The 14,138-nt window shown below is 52.9% G+C and carries 18 protein-coding genes; 7 read left to right on the plus strand and 11 right to left on the minus strand.

Annotated elements, in window-relative coordinates; translation table 11 throughout:
* Nucleotides 1-4: 4 nt before the first annotated feature.
* A complete protein-coding gene (locus FQ179_RS14130) occupies nt 5-1,018 on the minus strand; it encodes a zinc-binding alcohol dehydrogenase family protein (RefSeq protein WP_149397953.1) in 1,014 nt (337 codons plus the stop codon).
* A 99-nt stretch (nt 1,019-1,117) separates the two neighbouring features.
* On the opposite strand from FQ179_RS14130, the gene FQ179_RS14135 reads away from it, so the two are divergent.
* Both FQ179_RS14135 and FQ179_RS14140 read left to right on the plus strand, forming a co-directional pair.
* The gene (locus tag FQ179_RS14135; protein ID WP_149397954.1) at nt 1,118-2,062 is read left to right on the plus strand and encodes a LysR family transcriptional regulator; all 945 of its coding nucleotides are present in this window, start codon (nt 1,118-1,120) and stop codon (nt 2,060-2,062) included.
* A 260-nt stretch (nt 2,063-2,322) separates the two neighbouring features.
* Nucleotides 2,323-3,390 (plus strand): hypothetical protein, encoded by a 1,068-nt coding sequence (locus tag FQ179_RS14140; protein WP_149397955.1) that lies wholly within the window; start codon nt 2,323-2,325, stop codon nt 3,388-3,390.
* A gap of 2 nt (nt 3,391-3,392) precedes the next feature.
* Here the strand turns inward: FQ179_RS14140 and FQ179_RS14145 are convergent, their stop codons facing one another.
* Nucleotides 3,393-3,812 (minus strand): PaaI family thioesterase, encoded by a 420-nt coding sequence (locus FQ179_RS14145; protein ID WP_149397956.1) that lies wholly within the window; start codon nt 3,810-3,812, stop codon nt 3,393-3,395.
* A 106-nt stretch (nt 3,813-3,918) separates the two neighbouring features.
* Here FQ179_RS14145 and FQ179_RS14150 point away from each other — a divergent pair, with 106 nt between their 5' ends.
* The gene (locus FQ179_RS14150; RefSeq protein WP_255474996.1) at nt 3,919-4,890 is read left to right on the plus strand and encodes a DMT family transporter; all 972 of its coding nucleotides are present in this window, start codon (nt 3,919-3,921) and stop codon (nt 4,888-4,890) included.
* A gap of 72 nt (nt 4,891-4,962) precedes the next feature.
* On the opposite strand, the gene FQ179_RS14155 is transcribed toward FQ179_RS14150, so the two are convergent.
* A complete protein-coding gene (locus FQ179_RS14155; protein ID WP_149397957.1) occupies nt 4,963-5,379 on the minus strand; it encodes a type II toxin-antitoxin system VapC family toxin in 417 nt (138 codons plus the stop codon).
* Nucleotides 5,376-5,627 carry a plasmid stabilization protein gene (locus FQ179_RS14160; protein ID WP_149397958.1) on the minus strand — a complete coding sequence of 84 codons (252 nt, stop codon included), beginning with the start codon at nt 5,625-5,627 and terminating at the stop codon, nt 5,376-5,378. The genes FQ179_RS14155 and FQ179_RS14160 overlap by 4 nt, the downstream gene beginning before the upstream one ends.
* Before the next feature lie 120 nt (nt 5,628-5,747).
* Here FQ179_RS14160 and FQ179_RS14165 point away from each other — a divergent pair, with 120 nt between their 5' ends.
* Both FQ179_RS14165 and FQ179_RS14170 read left to right on the plus strand, forming a co-directional pair.
* Complete coding sequence (locus tag FQ179_RS14165; RefSeq protein WP_149397959.1) at nt 5,748-6,341, plus strand: FUSC family protein; 594 nt, start codon at nt 5,748-5,750, stop codon at nt 6,339-6,341.
* A gap of 144 nt (nt 6,342-6,485) precedes the next feature.
* A complete protein-coding gene (locus FQ179_RS14170; protein WP_149397960.1) occupies nt 6,486-6,953 on the plus strand; it encodes a PRC-barrel domain-containing protein in 468 nt (155 codons plus the stop codon).
* 266 nt (nt 6,954-7,219) lie between these two features.
* On the opposite strand, the gene FQ179_RS14175 is transcribed toward FQ179_RS14170, so the two are convergent.
* The 5 genes from FQ179_RS14175 to FQ179_RS14195 form a co-directional block, all read right to left on the minus strand.
* Nucleotides 7,220-7,738, minus strand: coding sequence for a hemerythrin domain-containing protein (locus tag FQ179_RS14175; RefSeq protein WP_149397961.1), 519 nt, complete (start codon nt 7,736-7,738; stop codon nt 7,220-7,222).
* A 202-nt stretch (nt 7,739-7,940) separates the two neighbouring features.
* Nucleotides 7,941-8,708, minus strand: coding sequence for a glycosyltransferase family 2 protein (locus tag FQ179_RS14180; protein ID WP_149397962.1), 768 nt, complete (start codon nt 8,706-8,708; stop codon nt 7,941-7,943).
* Nucleotides 8,705-9,289, minus strand: coding sequence for a class I SAM-dependent methyltransferase (locus FQ179_RS14185; protein ID WP_149397963.1), 585 nt, complete (start codon nt 9,287-9,289; stop codon nt 8,705-8,707). Before FQ179_RS14185 ends, FQ179_RS14180 begins: the two co-directional genes overlap by 4 nt.
* A complete protein-coding gene (locus FQ179_RS14190; RefSeq protein ID WP_149397964.1) occupies nt 9,286-10,044 on the minus strand; it encodes a PIG-L deacetylase family protein in 759 nt (252 codons plus the stop codon). Before FQ179_RS14190 ends, FQ179_RS14185 begins: the two co-directional genes overlap by 4 nt.
* The gene (locus tag FQ179_RS14195; RefSeq protein ID WP_149397965.1) at nt 10,032-11,078 is read right to left on the minus strand and encodes an acyl-CoA dehydrogenase family protein; all 1,047 of its coding nucleotides are present in this window, start codon (nt 11,076-11,078) and stop codon (nt 10,032-10,034) included. The genes FQ179_RS14190 and FQ179_RS14195 overlap by 13 nt, the downstream gene beginning before the upstream one ends.
* 210 nt (nt 11,079-11,288) lie before the next feature.
* Between FQ179_RS14195 and FQ179_RS14200 the strand changes: the two genes are divergently transcribed.
* A complete protein-coding gene (locus FQ179_RS14200) occupies nt 11,289-11,489 on the plus strand; it encodes a hypothetical protein (RefSeq protein ID WP_149397966.1) in 201 nt (66 codons plus the stop codon).
* A gap of 224 nt (nt 11,490-11,713) precedes the next feature.
* Nucleotides 11,714-12,085: a hypothetical protein gene (locus FQ179_RS14205; RefSeq protein ID WP_149397967.1), complete on the plus strand. Its 372-nt coding sequence runs from the start codon at nt 11,714-11,716 to the stop codon at nt 12,083-12,085.
* Between the two features lie 324 nt (nt 12,086-12,409).
* Here the strand turns inward: FQ179_RS14205 and FQ179_RS14210 are convergent, their stop codons facing one another.
* Nucleotides 12,410-13,345 carry a DMT family transporter gene (locus tag FQ179_RS14210; protein ID WP_149397968.1) on the minus strand — a complete coding sequence of 312 codons (936 nt, stop codon included), beginning with the start codon at nt 13,343-13,345 and terminating at the stop codon, nt 12,410-12,412.
* Between the two features lie 180 nt (nt 13,346-13,525).
* Nucleotides 13,526-14,113: a DJ-1/PfpI family protein gene (locus tag FQ179_RS14215; protein ID WP_149397969.1), complete on the minus strand. Its 588-nt coding sequence runs from the start codon at nt 14,111-14,113 to the stop codon at nt 13,526-13,528.
* Nucleotides 14,114-14,138 lie beyond the last annotated feature (25 nt).

Consider the following 14,138-nt stretch of genomic DNA (forward strand, 5'->3'; position numbering starts at 1 on the left):
TAAATTATTGAGCGGCAACGACGACTTTACCGATCATGTTGCCCGCCTCTACCAGCGCATGGGCCTGCACGAGGCTCGCGGCATCAAGGCCATCAATACGGCGGGTGAGCGTGTGCACGACATCACCCCTGTCTACCAGCTCGGCCATGCGGCGAAGCAACGCGTGCTGCCGGGAAAGGGTACGCGTAGTGAATATCGGGCGCGTGTACATCAGCTCCCAATGAATTGAAATTGACTTGGTTTTGAATGGTCCAATATCGAGATCTTTCGGGTCGTCGATCAGCGCGAATTTGCCTTCCGGTCGCATGATCGCTGCGATCTGAGGTACGTAGCTGGCGCTTTCGTTGAGGCCAGAAACAAAATCAACCTCCTTGATGCCCAGCTCCAACAACTGCGGCGCCCAGGGCTCGCGATGATTGATAACGTAGTGGGCGCCATGCGCCAGAACCCAATCTCGTGTTTGCTTGCGTGAGGCAGTTCCGATGATGGTAATGCCGGTCAAGCGGCGCGCGAGCTGAGTAAGAATGGACCCCACACCACCTGCAGCGCCCGTAACCAAGAGGACGGCGCTTTCGGTGGGATCGGCCTCATGGACCCGCAGGCGGTCGAAGAGAATCTCCCATGCAGTGATTGCTGTCAGCGGCAAGGACGCTGCCTGCGCAAAGTCCAGCGACTGAGGCATCGGGCCCACGATGCGCTCGTCGACAGCATGCAGTTCGCTATTACTACCTGGTCGAGTAATGTCACCCGCATACCAAACTTTCTCGCCAGGCTTGAAACGCGTGACCAACGGCCCCGTCGCCCGAACAATCCCTGCGGCATCCCAACCCAAAATGCGTGGGGCCCCGTTTGGTACATCTCCATGAGCCCGAATTTTGGTGTCCGCTGGGTTCACGGAGACTGCTCTCACCTCCACAAGAAGGTCGTGGTCGCGCAACTCAGGAGTACTGACATCAATGTCTTGCAGAGCCTCGGAATGGTCAATCGGATGGTTTTGGTAAAAGCCAACAGCTTTCATAAGTGTGCTCCATGTTTGGTCTAAGGCTTACATTATGTCTATCCTCTTCTTTCGGAAACATGGGCTAATATCAGGAACACTTATCGTTTTTTAAAGAAAATGATCCGACTCGATGACATCCATATCTTTGTACAGGCGGTCGATGCGGGAAGTTTTTCCGAGGCAGCTCGCCAGCTCAATATCGCCCCTGGCCTCGCGAGTGCCGCAGTGCAGCGGCTTGAGAAGGCGCTGAGCACCCGGCTATTCGTTCGATCAACACGAAGCATGCAATTATCAGCGGAGGGGGAGCGGTATCTGCCCTTTGCGCGCACAATGCTTGAGGCGCGTTCGCAAGGCCAACGCGCCGTAGCCAGCGATCAAAGCACCCTGTCTGGAAGTCTTCGCCTCTCGGTTCCTTCGGACTTCGGACGAAACCTGTTATTGGGATGGCTCGATGAGTTCCAGCATCAGCATCCGGCATTGTCTTTACACGTGCGCATGAGTGACCGGGCCGCCGCGTTGACGCGAGATCCTCTGGATGCTGCCGTGCGCTACGGCGCACTATCAGACTCATCATTGGTGGCCATGCCACTCATCGAAAATAACCGGCGCGCGCTATGCGCGGCACCTTCTTACCTGGAACGTGCTGGTACGCCAAGCGGTGTAGATGACCTTAGAAATCACAACTGCCTGCGTTTCGTCTGGAGCGAGCAACTTCATGAGCGGTGGTGTTTCACGCTTCCGAAAGGTAACCAGACTGTAGCCGTGTCCGGCGACCGTATCAGCGACGACGCGGAGGTCGTCCGCCGGTGGGCTGTTGCGGGCGAAGGGCTTATTTACAAATCGCGTCTGGACCTTATTCCGGATCTGCGCGCTGGCCGGTTAGTCGAGATCTTCCCGCCAATGCATTGCGAACCCTCACCGCTCAATCTTATTTGTGCGGACCGCTCACGGCTGACACCGACAATCACTCAACTAAAGTACTTTCTTCAGGCTCGTTGCACGGCGCTGCTTGAGGATTATTGGCAGTATGTAAAGATCAGCGCTGTAGCACGCCTTCCATAACAGCATCACCCGCTTAATGCCTTTTCCCAGTCTTCTTGGCACGGCACCAATACATGATATGGCCCTCGCAATTAAGCGGATGACAAGCCAGCGCACCCTTGCGTACCAAGCGGCAATTCTGACTCCGGCAGTTTGAGCACCTGAAAGACGAACAGGGCTTCGGGCGGCCGAACCCAACGACTTTCCGCTCGAATGTGAATACAATATTTCTCTGGCACACCCAACACATACAAGCTCAAACTTATCCTACAATTCTTTAGATGCAAGTTACCACTACTAACGTCACTCCGCAGGCAAGTAAAACAGCACAGTCTCCCCAGGAGAAGCGTTTTGATCAGGCCTGGCACCGGGTGACCAACCAGCAGAAGGAAAATGATGGGTTCCGTGAGGATGCCCAAGCATTTGCCCAGGCTACACGCGCACGCATTCGGGACAAGGAAAAGGCTTACATGGACGTCATGTACGGTCTCTGTCTTCATCTGCTTTCTTTTTTCAGCAGAAAGTCTCTGGCGCGGTGGCAACGCGAAACGCTGCTGGAATGGGTGGGTCAATATCTGCAGATTATGCAAAACAACCCTTTTGGCTCACATCTGAACATGGAGCCCATTCATCAGGGTCTGGAAGATGCGTTGGCTGTCACCTATCCCGATTCGGAATATGCTGCAGACCCCAGCGACGAGGAAGATCTCCTTAGCGAGGAGCTGTTTGAGGAATTGTTTGCCAAGTTTGAGCAAGCCGGCAAGACAAGTGGCTCAGGGCAAAACGCAGATGAAGCAGATGCCGACGGGGCATACTTCGAGCATGAGCGGGCTCATGATCAGCAGCGCTATGACGAAAGCTTGGCATTGAAACGCCTTATGAAGTCTTCTTCAATGAATAAGTTGTTTCGCAAAGTCGCTGGTATTTTGCATCCGGACAAAGAGCCTGATGAAACAGAACGCCAGAATAAGAACCGTTTAATGGGCGAACTAATTCAGGCTCGAAACACCAATGACATTCCACGTATATTTTCTTTTTACATCGAGTATGTAGGCCAGTCGCCATTGCAAGAGCTGGGAGAGGATCTTGATGGTGCCACCCAATTGCTTGAACGGCAATATCGGCACCTATGCGATGAGAAAGAACGCATTCTGCACGAAGACCCAATAACTGGCGCTTTATATCGACGGTTTCACAAGGAGACGCCTGCCGCGACACAACGCGCTATTACCAGGCATCTGAAAGAAACCCAGACCCAAACCACCGCCTTGCAAGCCCTGCTAGAAGAGACTACCAGCCTGAAGAAGCTTAAGCCTTACCTGGAATTGCATTATGAGATGCTTCTGTAGCATCAGGCCTCTGCAGCAAATGTTGCCCGCTTGAATGAGCCCTGTGCCGTTGCAATAACCTCACCATCCTCATTTCGCAATTCTGCGGAAGAAAAATAAATCTTCCGCCCTTTCCCCATCAATTTGCCTATGGCTTCGACGCGACCCTCGCGTACTTTGCCAATGTAACTTATCGTCAAAGCAATCGTAGCAGCATGCTGTTGTGTTTCACTGGGTGCGGAGTAAAGGCCAGCGTATCCGCAGGCAGCGTCCAGCAATGTGGCGACAACACCCCCCTGCAGGTTCCTCTGACGATTAAGGTGTCGCGCGTCAATATCCAGGATAAATCGGCACTCCTTAAGCTCCCAATGCGCGAGTCGTATTCCTAGTCCTTGTAGAAAAGGGTTGTCCATCAAATGCCCATCATTTTCCGCAGCGCTCATATTAATCATCCATTCCGATATAAATTCGCATCGACTTTACGGTAAAGCCGGTATCCTCTTTTACGTTCTTTGCCAGAATAGACTATACGCACTGACGCGGACAGGATTGACGCGTAATATTGTCGGCACAAATCGGGGGGAAGACTTGGGTGGCTCACCCAAGCTCCGGTGCGGAGAAATTACCATTTACAAAGCCTACGCGCTTCTTGCTTTGACCACGCTCTTCTGGGCGGGTAATTCGATTGCCGGCAAGTTGGCAGTCGGTCACGCCTCGCCCATGGTTCTTGTTACGGCGCGTTGGGCGAGCGTAATGGCGGTGCTATATGTGTTCAATCGGGGGCATATTGCCACAGACTGGCAGGTGATCCGGTCACGATTACGCTATCTGCTGCTGTTGGGAGCGCTTGGTTTTACCGTCTTTAGCGTCGCGCTTTATTACGCACTTGTCTACACCACCGCCATCAATTCCAGCATTCTGCAGGGGGGCATGCCCCTTTTCGTATTCGCGGCGAGTTTCATTTTATTTTCCAGCCGTATAGGTGTAGAGCAAGCAGTCGGTTTTGTATTCTCTTTCATAGGCGTGATCATCATCGCCATGCGGGGCGATCTGGCCAATCTGATTGAGCTAGACGTCAATGTTGGCGATGCGCTCATGCTGGTCGCCATCATTGCGTACGGTGTATATACTGCGGCACTACGCAGTAAGCCTCAGATGCACTGGACGAGCCTAATATTCACCTTGTGCCTTGGGGCTACACTGGCGTCCCTTCCTTTGCTGGCCGTCGAGGCCGTTCAGGGTGAGACCATGCTTCCGGATATGCGTGGTTGGGCGATCATCAGCTATATCGTTATCTTCCCCTCATTGCTGGCCCAGGTCTTTTATATTCGGGCGGTTGAACTCATCGGCGCCAACCGGGCTGGCCTGTTTATCAACTTGCTACCTGTTTGGGGAACCCTGTTGGCGGTGACTATCCTCAAGGAGGCATTTAACTTTTATCATGCGGCGGCTTTGATCATGATTCTGGCGGGAATCAGCCTGGCCGAATATGGTGGGCGAAAGCTAAGTAAACACGCGTAGTTGGTTCGCAACGAATGGGCGTTACTGATGCAAGGTTATAGCGAACTTAAGTCAGGTACTGCACGTGCACACTCAGCCCCAAGGATCAATGACCTCGATGCCGCAAGCGCAAAAATCCCTGACGTTACGGGTAGCCAGGCGAGCCCCGCGAGACTTGGTAATTGCTGCAATCATGGCGTCGAACTGGCTGATAGGCTTGCCGCAGTTTTTTCGTGCTGCAGCGATCTTTGCATAGTGATCGGCTGCGTCCCTGTCAAAATCTAATACCTGGCCAGCCATATCAAGCGAAAAAATCTTCCCGATCGCGTCAAGCAGCATTGTTTTACGTTGCCCCTCAGATAACAACTGCGCCCCGTAGAGCAATTCTGCGCGCGTCACCGTGGTAGTGAATAGTACTGAGCGAGACTGTGCCGCAAACCATGACAGGGGGCGCTCATCCGGCGCAGGGCGCAAGAGTTCAGACAGCACGTTCGTGTCCAGAACGATCATGTATCAAACTCCGGCGGATTACGGATAGCTTCTCTAGGCGCCAGCACCAAGTCAACCTCACCCAAAGGGCTGACGCGCGCGCGGATAGCCTCGATGAGTGATTGACCAGACCTCGGCGAAGCAGAAAGGGCCGCTCGTAGTATGTCTCGTGCTTCATCCTCCATCGAGCGGCCATGCATCGCCGCCTGCACACGCAGACGCTTTTTTAATTGCTCGTCGATATTGCGGATGGTCATTGTTGTTGCCATATGCCACCTCCGTAAGTCAGTGACTTAATTTTAGTCAATGACTAATGATGAAGCAACCGGCAGCATACCAACCCACATCCTCAAGGAGCGTTGCGTAAATTCAGCAGAGTAAGCTTCAATATGATCATGCTCATTCTCTTGCAACCTGCATTCCCACTGAAGGGGGCGTTTGGCGGCTCTCTGGTCAACTCCATCGTCGTCGTCTTGGCCCCGCTGACCGCCCTCGTTGCGTTCCGGCTTATTTATCATTCCACCCCGACCACCTGCATAAAGACGCTCATCGGCATGATGATGCAAGACGTTCAGGACATTGCTGGTGGCCAGAGGCTGGCAACCGCCGGCCACGAGACTCGACACGCGCGGCTGTATCGCCGTCTGATAACGCTGGTTCGATGGATGAACAAGTCGAGCGATCAGAATATACCGGCACTGGGCGGTGGCCTAGCCTTGCAAAGCCTGAGCACTGTGGCGCTACGTGCTCACGTGTTACTACATATGCCAGACATTACACCTGGCACTGCACGCCGCCTGCAAACCTTACTTAAGCGTATGCGCAGCCTGAAGCATCAGCCTGAGCACGTCATTCGAGCGCTGGATCGCACCGCGACCAGGCTTACACGTGATTTCCCCGTCGAGGCCCGATTGCTTCGCGAGACGGCGCACGTCATGCAGGTGAATGCGGCTTTCTTTGATGAGGCGAGAGGCGCTAGGTAGCGCCAATCGTTTGAACTAAGCGCGAAAATACCTACTAACTGCCTGCCAAAGCGGCCGTCTTATAAACAAGGGCTTTCGACCGGTGGCACAGTACTTGCTATGGGAAAGGTGACAGACTTTGTCGCCACATAGGAGATTATTCGTATGAAAAAGCTTATTGCTATCGCTGCTTGCACAATGCCCATGGTCTTTGCGTCCACGGTTCACGCACAGGATAAAACAGCGGACACGACTAAGACCGCTCCTGCAGCCACCACGATGCCAAGCACCCCGGCCCCGAACGCCGCAACACCGGCTCCCATGAATAATGAAAAGGCAGATATGGACAAACAACACCAGAACATCTCAGGCATAAGTGTCAAAAAATCTATTATGGGCAAGGCGGTTTACAACGAAGCCGACGAAAAAGTTGGGGATATCAACGACGTAGTAATTACGACTGATGGCCAAGCTGCCTACTTTGTTGTGGGTGCAGGCGGTTTCTTGGGCATGGGCGAGCATGACGTTGCCATCCCTTACGAGAAAATCAAGCAAAATGGTGACAAGCTCGTGTTGCCAGGCTTCACTAAAGACCAGCTGAAAGCCCTTCCCAAAGTGGAAGTTAAAAAGTAAGCCTTAGTTACACCTACTGTTAGAGGCCTGCCTCCGAGAGTAACAGCGGCCGCCACAAGCCTGCACCAATGGGCTCGGCGGCCGCTTTCATTGCTTCGAGCGTGAGGTTAAGCAGGCTAATACCAACTATGCATCAGACCCGAATGCTCGTACAAGTCGTGCATTTCAAGATATTGTGAATGTGTGCTTCCGATAGACGCCCGATTTACAACGGGAGTCTGTGTAGATCTTTATAGCGATTGTATTTATTACTATTTTCTGCCCGCTCACGCTAGCAGATTGCCCCTAAATATATCAAAGGCTTTTCCTGCACTGAGCGCGCGTGCTTTGGTTTTGGCTTCTAGTATCGGAGCCGCAAGTTGCCGCAGGTCTATGCCGTTGGATATGACCTTCAAAAACACCTCTCCCTCTTCCTCCGAAACATGTTGATTGATAAATTTTTCAAGCACGGCAAATCGAGCTTGGTACAGGTCATCGCCAGGCTTCATATACTTTAATAAGGCAATTAAATCCCTCGCACTTTCCACCTGAACATTAGCTTCGTCCAAGAGGTCGTTAAACGACTCAGGATCGGCGTTTCGCAGATATGGATAAAGGTGTTTTTGTTCGATTTCTGCGTGTTCAGTAAGTGCTAAGCAGGTCTGCTGCACTATCGAATGCCTTTCGACGTCGTTGTTGGCCAACTTGAAATCTTTGAACAGCGCCTCGACCTCACAATGATCATCGATCAGCATCCCAAGTACGCTTTTATGGGTAGTAATGGCCCCAGTTATGTCTTTGGACATGTTTTCTCTCCTTGACGGTGTCACAGCCGATATACGTGGTGTTGAAGACAGCCGCAAGGCCCGTGCCTATGATTCAGAATAAAAGAACCGCGCAGAACGCGCCACTACAAACGTATTCATGCCCGGCATGCGGCGCCTTGCCACTACCGTCGCCTGATTATTAAGGTAAGAACGAGTCTGCGCGACCTGGTTACCAGCTGCGTCAATCTTCAGGCAAGAGAGCGCTTGCAGCATGAACGACTAACGGCGGCGAGTTCGCGCCAAACAAGAGCGAAGATTGACTGCACAGGTTCTCTGCGTACTCGTGACCAAACCCCCACGCGCTTCGCAACGCAGTTGCAAAGCCTCCCTCTACGCGAGAGTACGCGCGACAGCTGGTAACCACGCGCGGCCTTGAAGTCCACGCGATAGACACGCCCGCTTGTTCTAATCGGTCTACAAGCGACTGATCCTCGCCGCACGCTAGTGCATGGAATCCGCCCGATTTCTGATATACCAGAGCGCTGACCCCTAGGTTGGCGCCGTGCACGTGCCGATGACCATCCTTATCCTGATAGCTTGTTTGGAATTGTGCCTGCGCACGTTGTGCATGCCCACCGTGGCTAGACCAATCAAGCACCCCAACTGTTCCGCACACTACGGCGGCACGCAGCTCAACTTGATCATAAAGCCATGTCTCGCCGACTTGAGTGTCAGCATCGGTAAAAGCAAGCCATCGTGCACCCATGCCTATCAGATGCGCCGCACCAGCCGCGCGAGCGAGCCCGACATTGCGATACGACGTTGTCAATTGCCTGACTCTCCAAGCTGCGGCGCGCATTGCCGTTAGATCGGAGCAATGATCGAGCACTACAACAACTTCCACGGGTTCACCCGCCAGCCCAGCATACGATGCAGCCCGCGCAACCGATGCAAGACATGAATCTATACATGCTTCTTCATTATGAGCCGGTATGCACACGCCAATCATGAACGCGCTCCGGTAGCATGACGCCAAATATCTAGGCGGAACTGCTCATCATCATGAGAGACAATTCTTTGAAGTTCACTTAGCGCATTCACTTTATTATGAATTTCGTCGGTACTTCCAATGCGATCATGAAATTGAGGCTTGTAATGACACATTACCCATATCCCCTGCAACGCCAATGACGCCATGCACTGCTCGATAAAGCTAGCCAGTTCAGGTTCTGAAAAGTAGTACGCCAGCTCAGAGACTACGACCAGATCGAACGAATCATCACTACCTAAAGGCCAGGATGCGGGTAACTGAAGCACCTGAACGCTGACATTATTCGCGCCAGCTCGCCCCACGCGACGCCGGCAGATAGCCGCAGCGGTTTCTGAGGCGTCTACGGCCATAACGTGTGCGCCGACAGACGAAAGCAGATAAGTCATCTCGCCGATACCACAGCCAAGCTCCAGCACCTTGCCGAAGCGTGCACTGGGAAGTGACGCCATAAGTACTGCGCGCTTGCGGCGTTCATACCACGAGTGCCGCACAGACCAAGGATCGTCGTCTTGCTTATACATGGCGTCAAAGTCAGTCATCGAAACACCACCTCGAAAGGCCGTCGAAATCGCTCCAACGCAAAGCGCGGCAACACAGCCGCTCTACCCGTACCTGGGTCTGGCTCGGTTTGTGTCCGAAAAAATCGTATCGCCTGCTCCTTCCTATATCGCTCTTCAGGGCTAAGGGCGATCGAAACGACACGATGCCAGGGGAACTCGCGTCTATTGGGGCTGGCCCAATGCCAACCCCAAATAGGCACTTCAAAAAGACGACAGCCACGTATAGCAGATGCCTTGCATCCAGCGCGGCCAACAGCCTCATGATCGGGATGACCGTCTAACCTCCATGGAACAATCACAATGTCATTCTTATCAAGTAACGCACTTAGAGTGACCGTTAGTTCATTTTCGCTGGCAGAAACGCCTCCGTCCGCGAACTGCAACCGCGTTCTAGTGGCCTGCGGCGCCAGCATGCGGGTTGCGAGCTTAACCTCTGCTCTGCGAGCAGCAGCCAGCATTGACGCCGGCCAGCGACATGAGCCCGGATGGCTGGCTTCACCGTCAGTCACTGCCACAATCTGCACAGACACTTTCATTTGAGCAAGCTGCTGAATGATGCCGCCACATGCCAGAATTTCGTCATCTGGATGAGGAGCAATGATGTGTACAGTTTTGCTATTGGCCAGAAGTTCGACCACTGTGCCCTGGAATACATTGCGTGTTGTAAAGCTTTCCATCCATACTGACTCCGGTGTGCCCGCTCCAGCAATATGGCGTTCATTTACAGACTCCATAGCTCTGCCCCCCCATGTCTGGTAGTCGCAAATCCATGCGCGGCCAAGTCTCGCTCGGCATGGCTTTGTCTTATGAATACTGGCAGGTCGGCCATCATGCGGGCGAACCGTTCGTTCTTGCACAGAGGCCCAGCTCCCAAGGCCCGCGACGCACGTACCAAAATAGTTTCCGCTGCAGACTCTACGGCCAAGCGTGCACGACTGGCAGAGTACTCACATGATTGATAGGGATTAGCGTCAATGTCGTGTGCAGCCGTGCGCAACAGGCAGGCTGCTTGCGCCAACGCCACATCCATTGCCCCTAAATGGGCAAGGCTATGCAAGGCCTCAGGTCGGTCTTGCAGGCTCTTTTGCACGATTTCAACAATGCCAGCGGCAGCCCCATACCAGCAAGCGGCAACCCCTCCCGATCCGTGATAGAAGCCCGGCCGCGAAACATAGGCGCCCGTTTGGCCTACGCGGCGCGCCCGCGCGCCATTACACTCCACATCATGACTGGCGGTTGCCTGCATACCAACTGCGTGCCACCCTTCTGAAGTTACTTCCACTTCAGGCTGCGTCATGTCCACGGCCAGCAGGCAAGGGTCGCCAGCGTTATTCCATGCACTCATCAATGCCCAATCCACATACCGTGCACCGGAACACCACGGCTTGGTGCCATAGATTTCACCGACGCCGTCGCCACCTGTTTCTGTAAAGTTTATGCTCTGCCCAGGCGGCTCCGCGCACCATACGCCCCATACCTGTCCGGCACTATGCAAATCAGCAGACTTCAACTCGTGAAGAATCGCAAGCGCATCTGTGTGGCCTTCAAATAATTTTGCTAGACTAAGGTCAAAATGGCCCACCTGCGCCAACAAACGCCACCTGTCCAACGTATGGCCTGACCCCGGAAGAGGCAAACCCCCGGCGCTTGAGTTAACAAGATAATGAAGCGACTGCCCGATATTCCAGCCTGGATCTATTCCATCCAGTAGGCTTTGCAACGACTTACAGTTGTCGTGCGGCAAAGGATTTAGCGATTTATTCTGCATGGCGGCTCACTTACACCCAATACGATCTAGAAATAGATCAAGACTCAATGTGTATGTTTGAGCAATTAGTGTGCCGTTGCGGGAAGGGTTGTCGTAAACAGGCTGCAAATTCTACTAAGATTTGACAACATGCTTCTCCCAACCGACAGAGTCGCCTACTATCAGCGAAACAAAAATATCGGTATAGCCAACTTGTAAACTGGGTGCAAGATGAGAAACAAACTCTATACGCTGCTCGAAGAACGCCTGAATGGTAAAGAGTATGCTGAAATAAAAATCTCAGAACTGGAAACCATTGCGGGCGAAGATTGGCTAATGGAGGTAAGCGAGCAGGCAGCCAAGCTGAATGCTGTCGCAGAGCTTCATCCCAAGGATCGCTTGGTGGTGCTTGTAGCTCGGTCCATAAATTAAAGCTTTTATCGCCCTTCTTAACCCGTACTGCGCTATGGGGTTTGCCTGATTATTGAGTACCACGCATAGCTCGATAGCGGGCACGCCACTTGCTTAACGGAACACAAGCTCTGAATTGATGGCACTTCAAAACATCGCAATTCAGAACGAGCAGGCAAGAGGACCAGTCGGGCCGTTCAGGCCTGGCGAGGCGATTAGTAAACAATTGAGAAAAGGATGAGATTATGAGCTTCAAATTAGTCCAACGAACCGCACTGATCGGTGCCGCATCAGTGCTCATGGCGTTCTCCAGTTTCGCAGGTGCGGCGCAGGTGCAGACACCAGACCAGATCAGCACGCAATACGATGCCGCGATGGAACAATGCAAAAGTCTTAAGGGCAATGACAAGGACGTTTGTAAAAAAGAGGCTGAAGCGCAGCGCGATTCCGCCAAAGCGGATGCCAAAGCAGGCAAAAAAGAAGCTGAAGCACGCCACGATGCCACTGAAGAAAAACGAGACGCGGCGTATGACGTAGCAAAAGAAAAATGCGATGCCATGTCAGGCGATGCCAAAGATCAGTGTGTTGCCAACGCCAAAACGAAATACGGCAAATAATTAGAAGGGCAACCAAGATAGCGCGCTTGCTGTGCAAACGGGCTCACAGCAAAGCGCTCAGCACAAGCGCTAGCTAAAGGCAATCCTTTAAAAACCCGCCAGAAGCCGCATGCTAAAAGCCGGACATCAATCCGACCTTTGGGTTGAGAGGGTTTAACCTGAATACGAAGTTAAACATTCTTATTTAACTTCGTATCCAGCTTTTTTCTATCTCTGCATGGGGCGCCGTTTAGATGCCGGGTTTCTTAAGCATGCGCCGAACACATGAAGAACGGGAGAATGACGCGCGATGGCGGCACCATGAAGCCGGTGCGCCTGATGGGCTTATAGCTTTGACGGCGCTGACACCGTTGCCCCTGACAAGCTTTGAGTGCGCTGCGTGCCCAGGTATGTGCCCAGCACAATACCCAGTAAGCCCACCAGGTGCCACAGGGTGAACGACTCACCAAGCAGCCAAAGGGCGAAGCCCACACCAAAGACGGGTATCCAGTACTGGAACACAGACGTACGTGCCACGCCCAATTCGGCGATGGCGCGATTCCAGTACATATTACAAATGGCGGTGGCGACGATGCCCGAAAATATCATTAACACCCATGGCCAAATGCCAGGGTGCGACATGCTTTGACGCGTCAGATTAATTGAATCGTCAATGACCAGGTGCAGGCACAGAAGACACGCCCCCAAGGTGTAGATAATGCTACTGATCACGAGTGCATTAAATCTTCTGGCCAAGTCTTGTATGAGCATGCCGCCCGCCACGAAACTGAACATAGCGCCGAAGATTTTCAGGTCGCCCAACCCTGGACCAGATAAAGATGCCCCTGGACTGCTGAACACAACGGCGAACACACCACCAAAGCCAAGCGCAACACCTAGCAAGCGCATGCGGGTCAGTGGCTCGCGGAAGATGATGGCCGCCAAAATTGATGCTACCAAAGGGCTCAGGGCCATGATCAACGATGAATTAGAGGCACTTGCGCTCTGCATGCCAGTCGTAAAAAAGATCTGGTTTAAATAGACCATAAGTACGGCACACAGAAAGAAGCGTAGCCATTGCCACCGCGATATGTTCAATAGCTTTATTGGTTGGCGCGACCATATCAATGTGAAGTTAATGACGATAGCCGCCAGTACCATGCGCACGCACGCAATAATGAGAGGGTCCAGGTAGGTGGTGAGCACCTTGATGGCCGAGATGTTCAGCCCCCAGATGGCCATGGTGCCAATCAACAGCAATTGCATTCGTGTCGGTTTCATTGGGGTGCTGGATCATTATGCGAGTCGTATGACAAGCATATCAGCAAGTGCGCAGCTTAGGTGCGTCTTAACGGACGCCAGCCAGCAAACTGGATAAGGCGATCACCACGATGAACAGTATTTGCTAGAAATTATTTGCCGCCCGCTGCGTGGGGCGGCGGGCGGCAATGGTTTTGAGGTTTACGAATGGGTGATGGTCGTACCCAAAACTTTCAGACATTCGCGCATAAAAGCAGCCAGGCCTGTCCAGCCCTTGGCCGACACCATGGTGCCGTCGACATAGGCCTCATGTGGCTTCACATCAATATAGGTGCCGCCCGCCAAGATAACCTCGGGTTCACAAGCACCCAGAGCCGCCACTTTCTTTCCACGTATTACGCCGTCTACTGCAACCAGGATCTGCACGCCGTGACATATGGTAAAAATCGGTTTTTGCTTCTCGTGAAAGTGCCGGACCATGGCCTGAATTCGTTTGTCGGTGCGAATATATTCCGGTCCGCGACCGCCGGCGCAGTAAACCGCGTCATATTCGTCCAGATTCACCTCGGAAAACGTTTTATTGATCTCGACCAGATGCCCGAACCGTTCGATATAAGTCTGGTGACCTTCGAAATCATGTAGCGAGGTCTGGATCATCTCCCCCGCCTTTTTGTCGGGACAGATGACATGGACAGTATGGCCTACGGCCTCCATGCCCTGCTGGAAAACAAAAATTTCATATTCCTCGGTAAACTCACCGCAGAGCATTAGAATTTTTTTGCCGCTCATGTTGTCCTCCTAATCAGTTGTTAGA

Origin of the sequence: Pusillimonas sp. ANT_WB101 (assembly GCF_008369125.1) — a bacterium.
Lineage (GTDB): Bacteria > Pseudomonadota > Gammaproteobacteria > Burkholderiales > Burkholderiaceae_B > Allopusillimonas.

Excerpts from the sequence above, each read along its gene's own strand:
- FQ179_RS14130 (WP_149397953.1), bottom strand. The coding sequence starts at position 1,018 with ATGAAAGCTGTTGGCTTTTACCAAAACCATCCGATTGACCATTCCGAG.
- FQ179_RS14135 (WP_149397954.1), top strand. The coding sequence starts at position 1,118 with ATGATCCGACTCGATGACATCCATATCTTTGTACAGGCGGTCGATGCG.
- FQ179_RS14140 (WP_149397955.1), top strand. The coding sequence starts at position 2,323 with ATGCAAGTTACCACTACTAACGTCACTCCGCAGGCAAGTAAAACAGCA.
- FQ179_RS14145 (WP_149397956.1), bottom strand. The coding sequence starts at position 3,812 with ATGAGCGCTGCGGAAAATGATGGGCATTTGATGGACAACCCTTTTCTA.
- FQ179_RS14155 (WP_149397957.1), bottom strand. The coding sequence starts at position 5,379 with ATGATCGTTCTGGACACGAACGTGCTGTCTGAACTCTTGCGCCCTGCG.
- FQ179_RS14160 (WP_149397958.1), bottom strand. The coding sequence starts at position 5,627 with ATGGCAACAACAATGACCATCCGCAATATCGACGAGCAATTAAAAAAG.
- FQ179_RS14165 (WP_149397959.1), top strand. The coding sequence starts at position 5,748 with ATGATCATGCTCATTCTCTTGCAACCTGCATTCCCACTGAAGGGGGCG.
- FQ179_RS14170 (WP_149397960.1), top strand. The coding sequence starts at position 6,486 with ATGAAAAAGCTTATTGCTATCGCTGCTTGCACAATGCCCATGGTCTTT.
- FQ179_RS14175 (WP_149397961.1), bottom strand. The coding sequence starts at position 7,738 with ATGTCCAAAGACATAACTGGGGCCATTACTACCCATAAAAGCGTACTT.
- FQ179_RS14180 (WP_149397962.1), bottom strand. The coding sequence starts at position 8,708 with ATGATTGGCGTGTGCATACCGGCTCATAATGAAGAAGCATGTATAGAT.
- FQ179_RS14185 (WP_149397963.1), bottom strand. The coding sequence starts at position 9,289 with ATGACTGACTTTGACGCCATGTATAAGCAAGACGACGATCCTTGGTCT.
- FQ179_RS14190 (WP_149397964.1), bottom strand. The coding sequence starts at position 10,044 with ATGGAGTCTGTAAATGAACGCCATATTGCTGGAGCGGGCACACCGGAG.
- FQ179_RS14195 (WP_149397965.1), bottom strand. The coding sequence starts at position 11,078 with ATGCAGAATAAATCGCTAAATCCTTTGCCGCACGACAACTGTAAGTCG.
- FQ179_RS14200 (WP_149397966.1), top strand. The coding sequence starts at position 11,289 with ATGAGAAACAAACTCTATACGCTGCTCGAAGAACGCCTGAATGGTAAA.
- FQ179_RS14205 (WP_149397967.1), top strand. The coding sequence starts at position 11,714 with ATGAGCTTCAAATTAGTCCAACGAACCGCACTGATCGGTGCCGCATCA.
- FQ179_RS14210 (WP_149397968.1), bottom strand. The coding sequence starts at position 13,345 with ATGAAACCGACACGAATGCAATTGCTGTTGATTGGCACCATGGCCATC.
- FQ179_RS14215 (WP_149397969.1), bottom strand. The coding sequence starts at position 14,113 with ATGAGCGGCAAAAAAATTCTAATGCTCTGCGGTGAGTTTACCGAGGAA.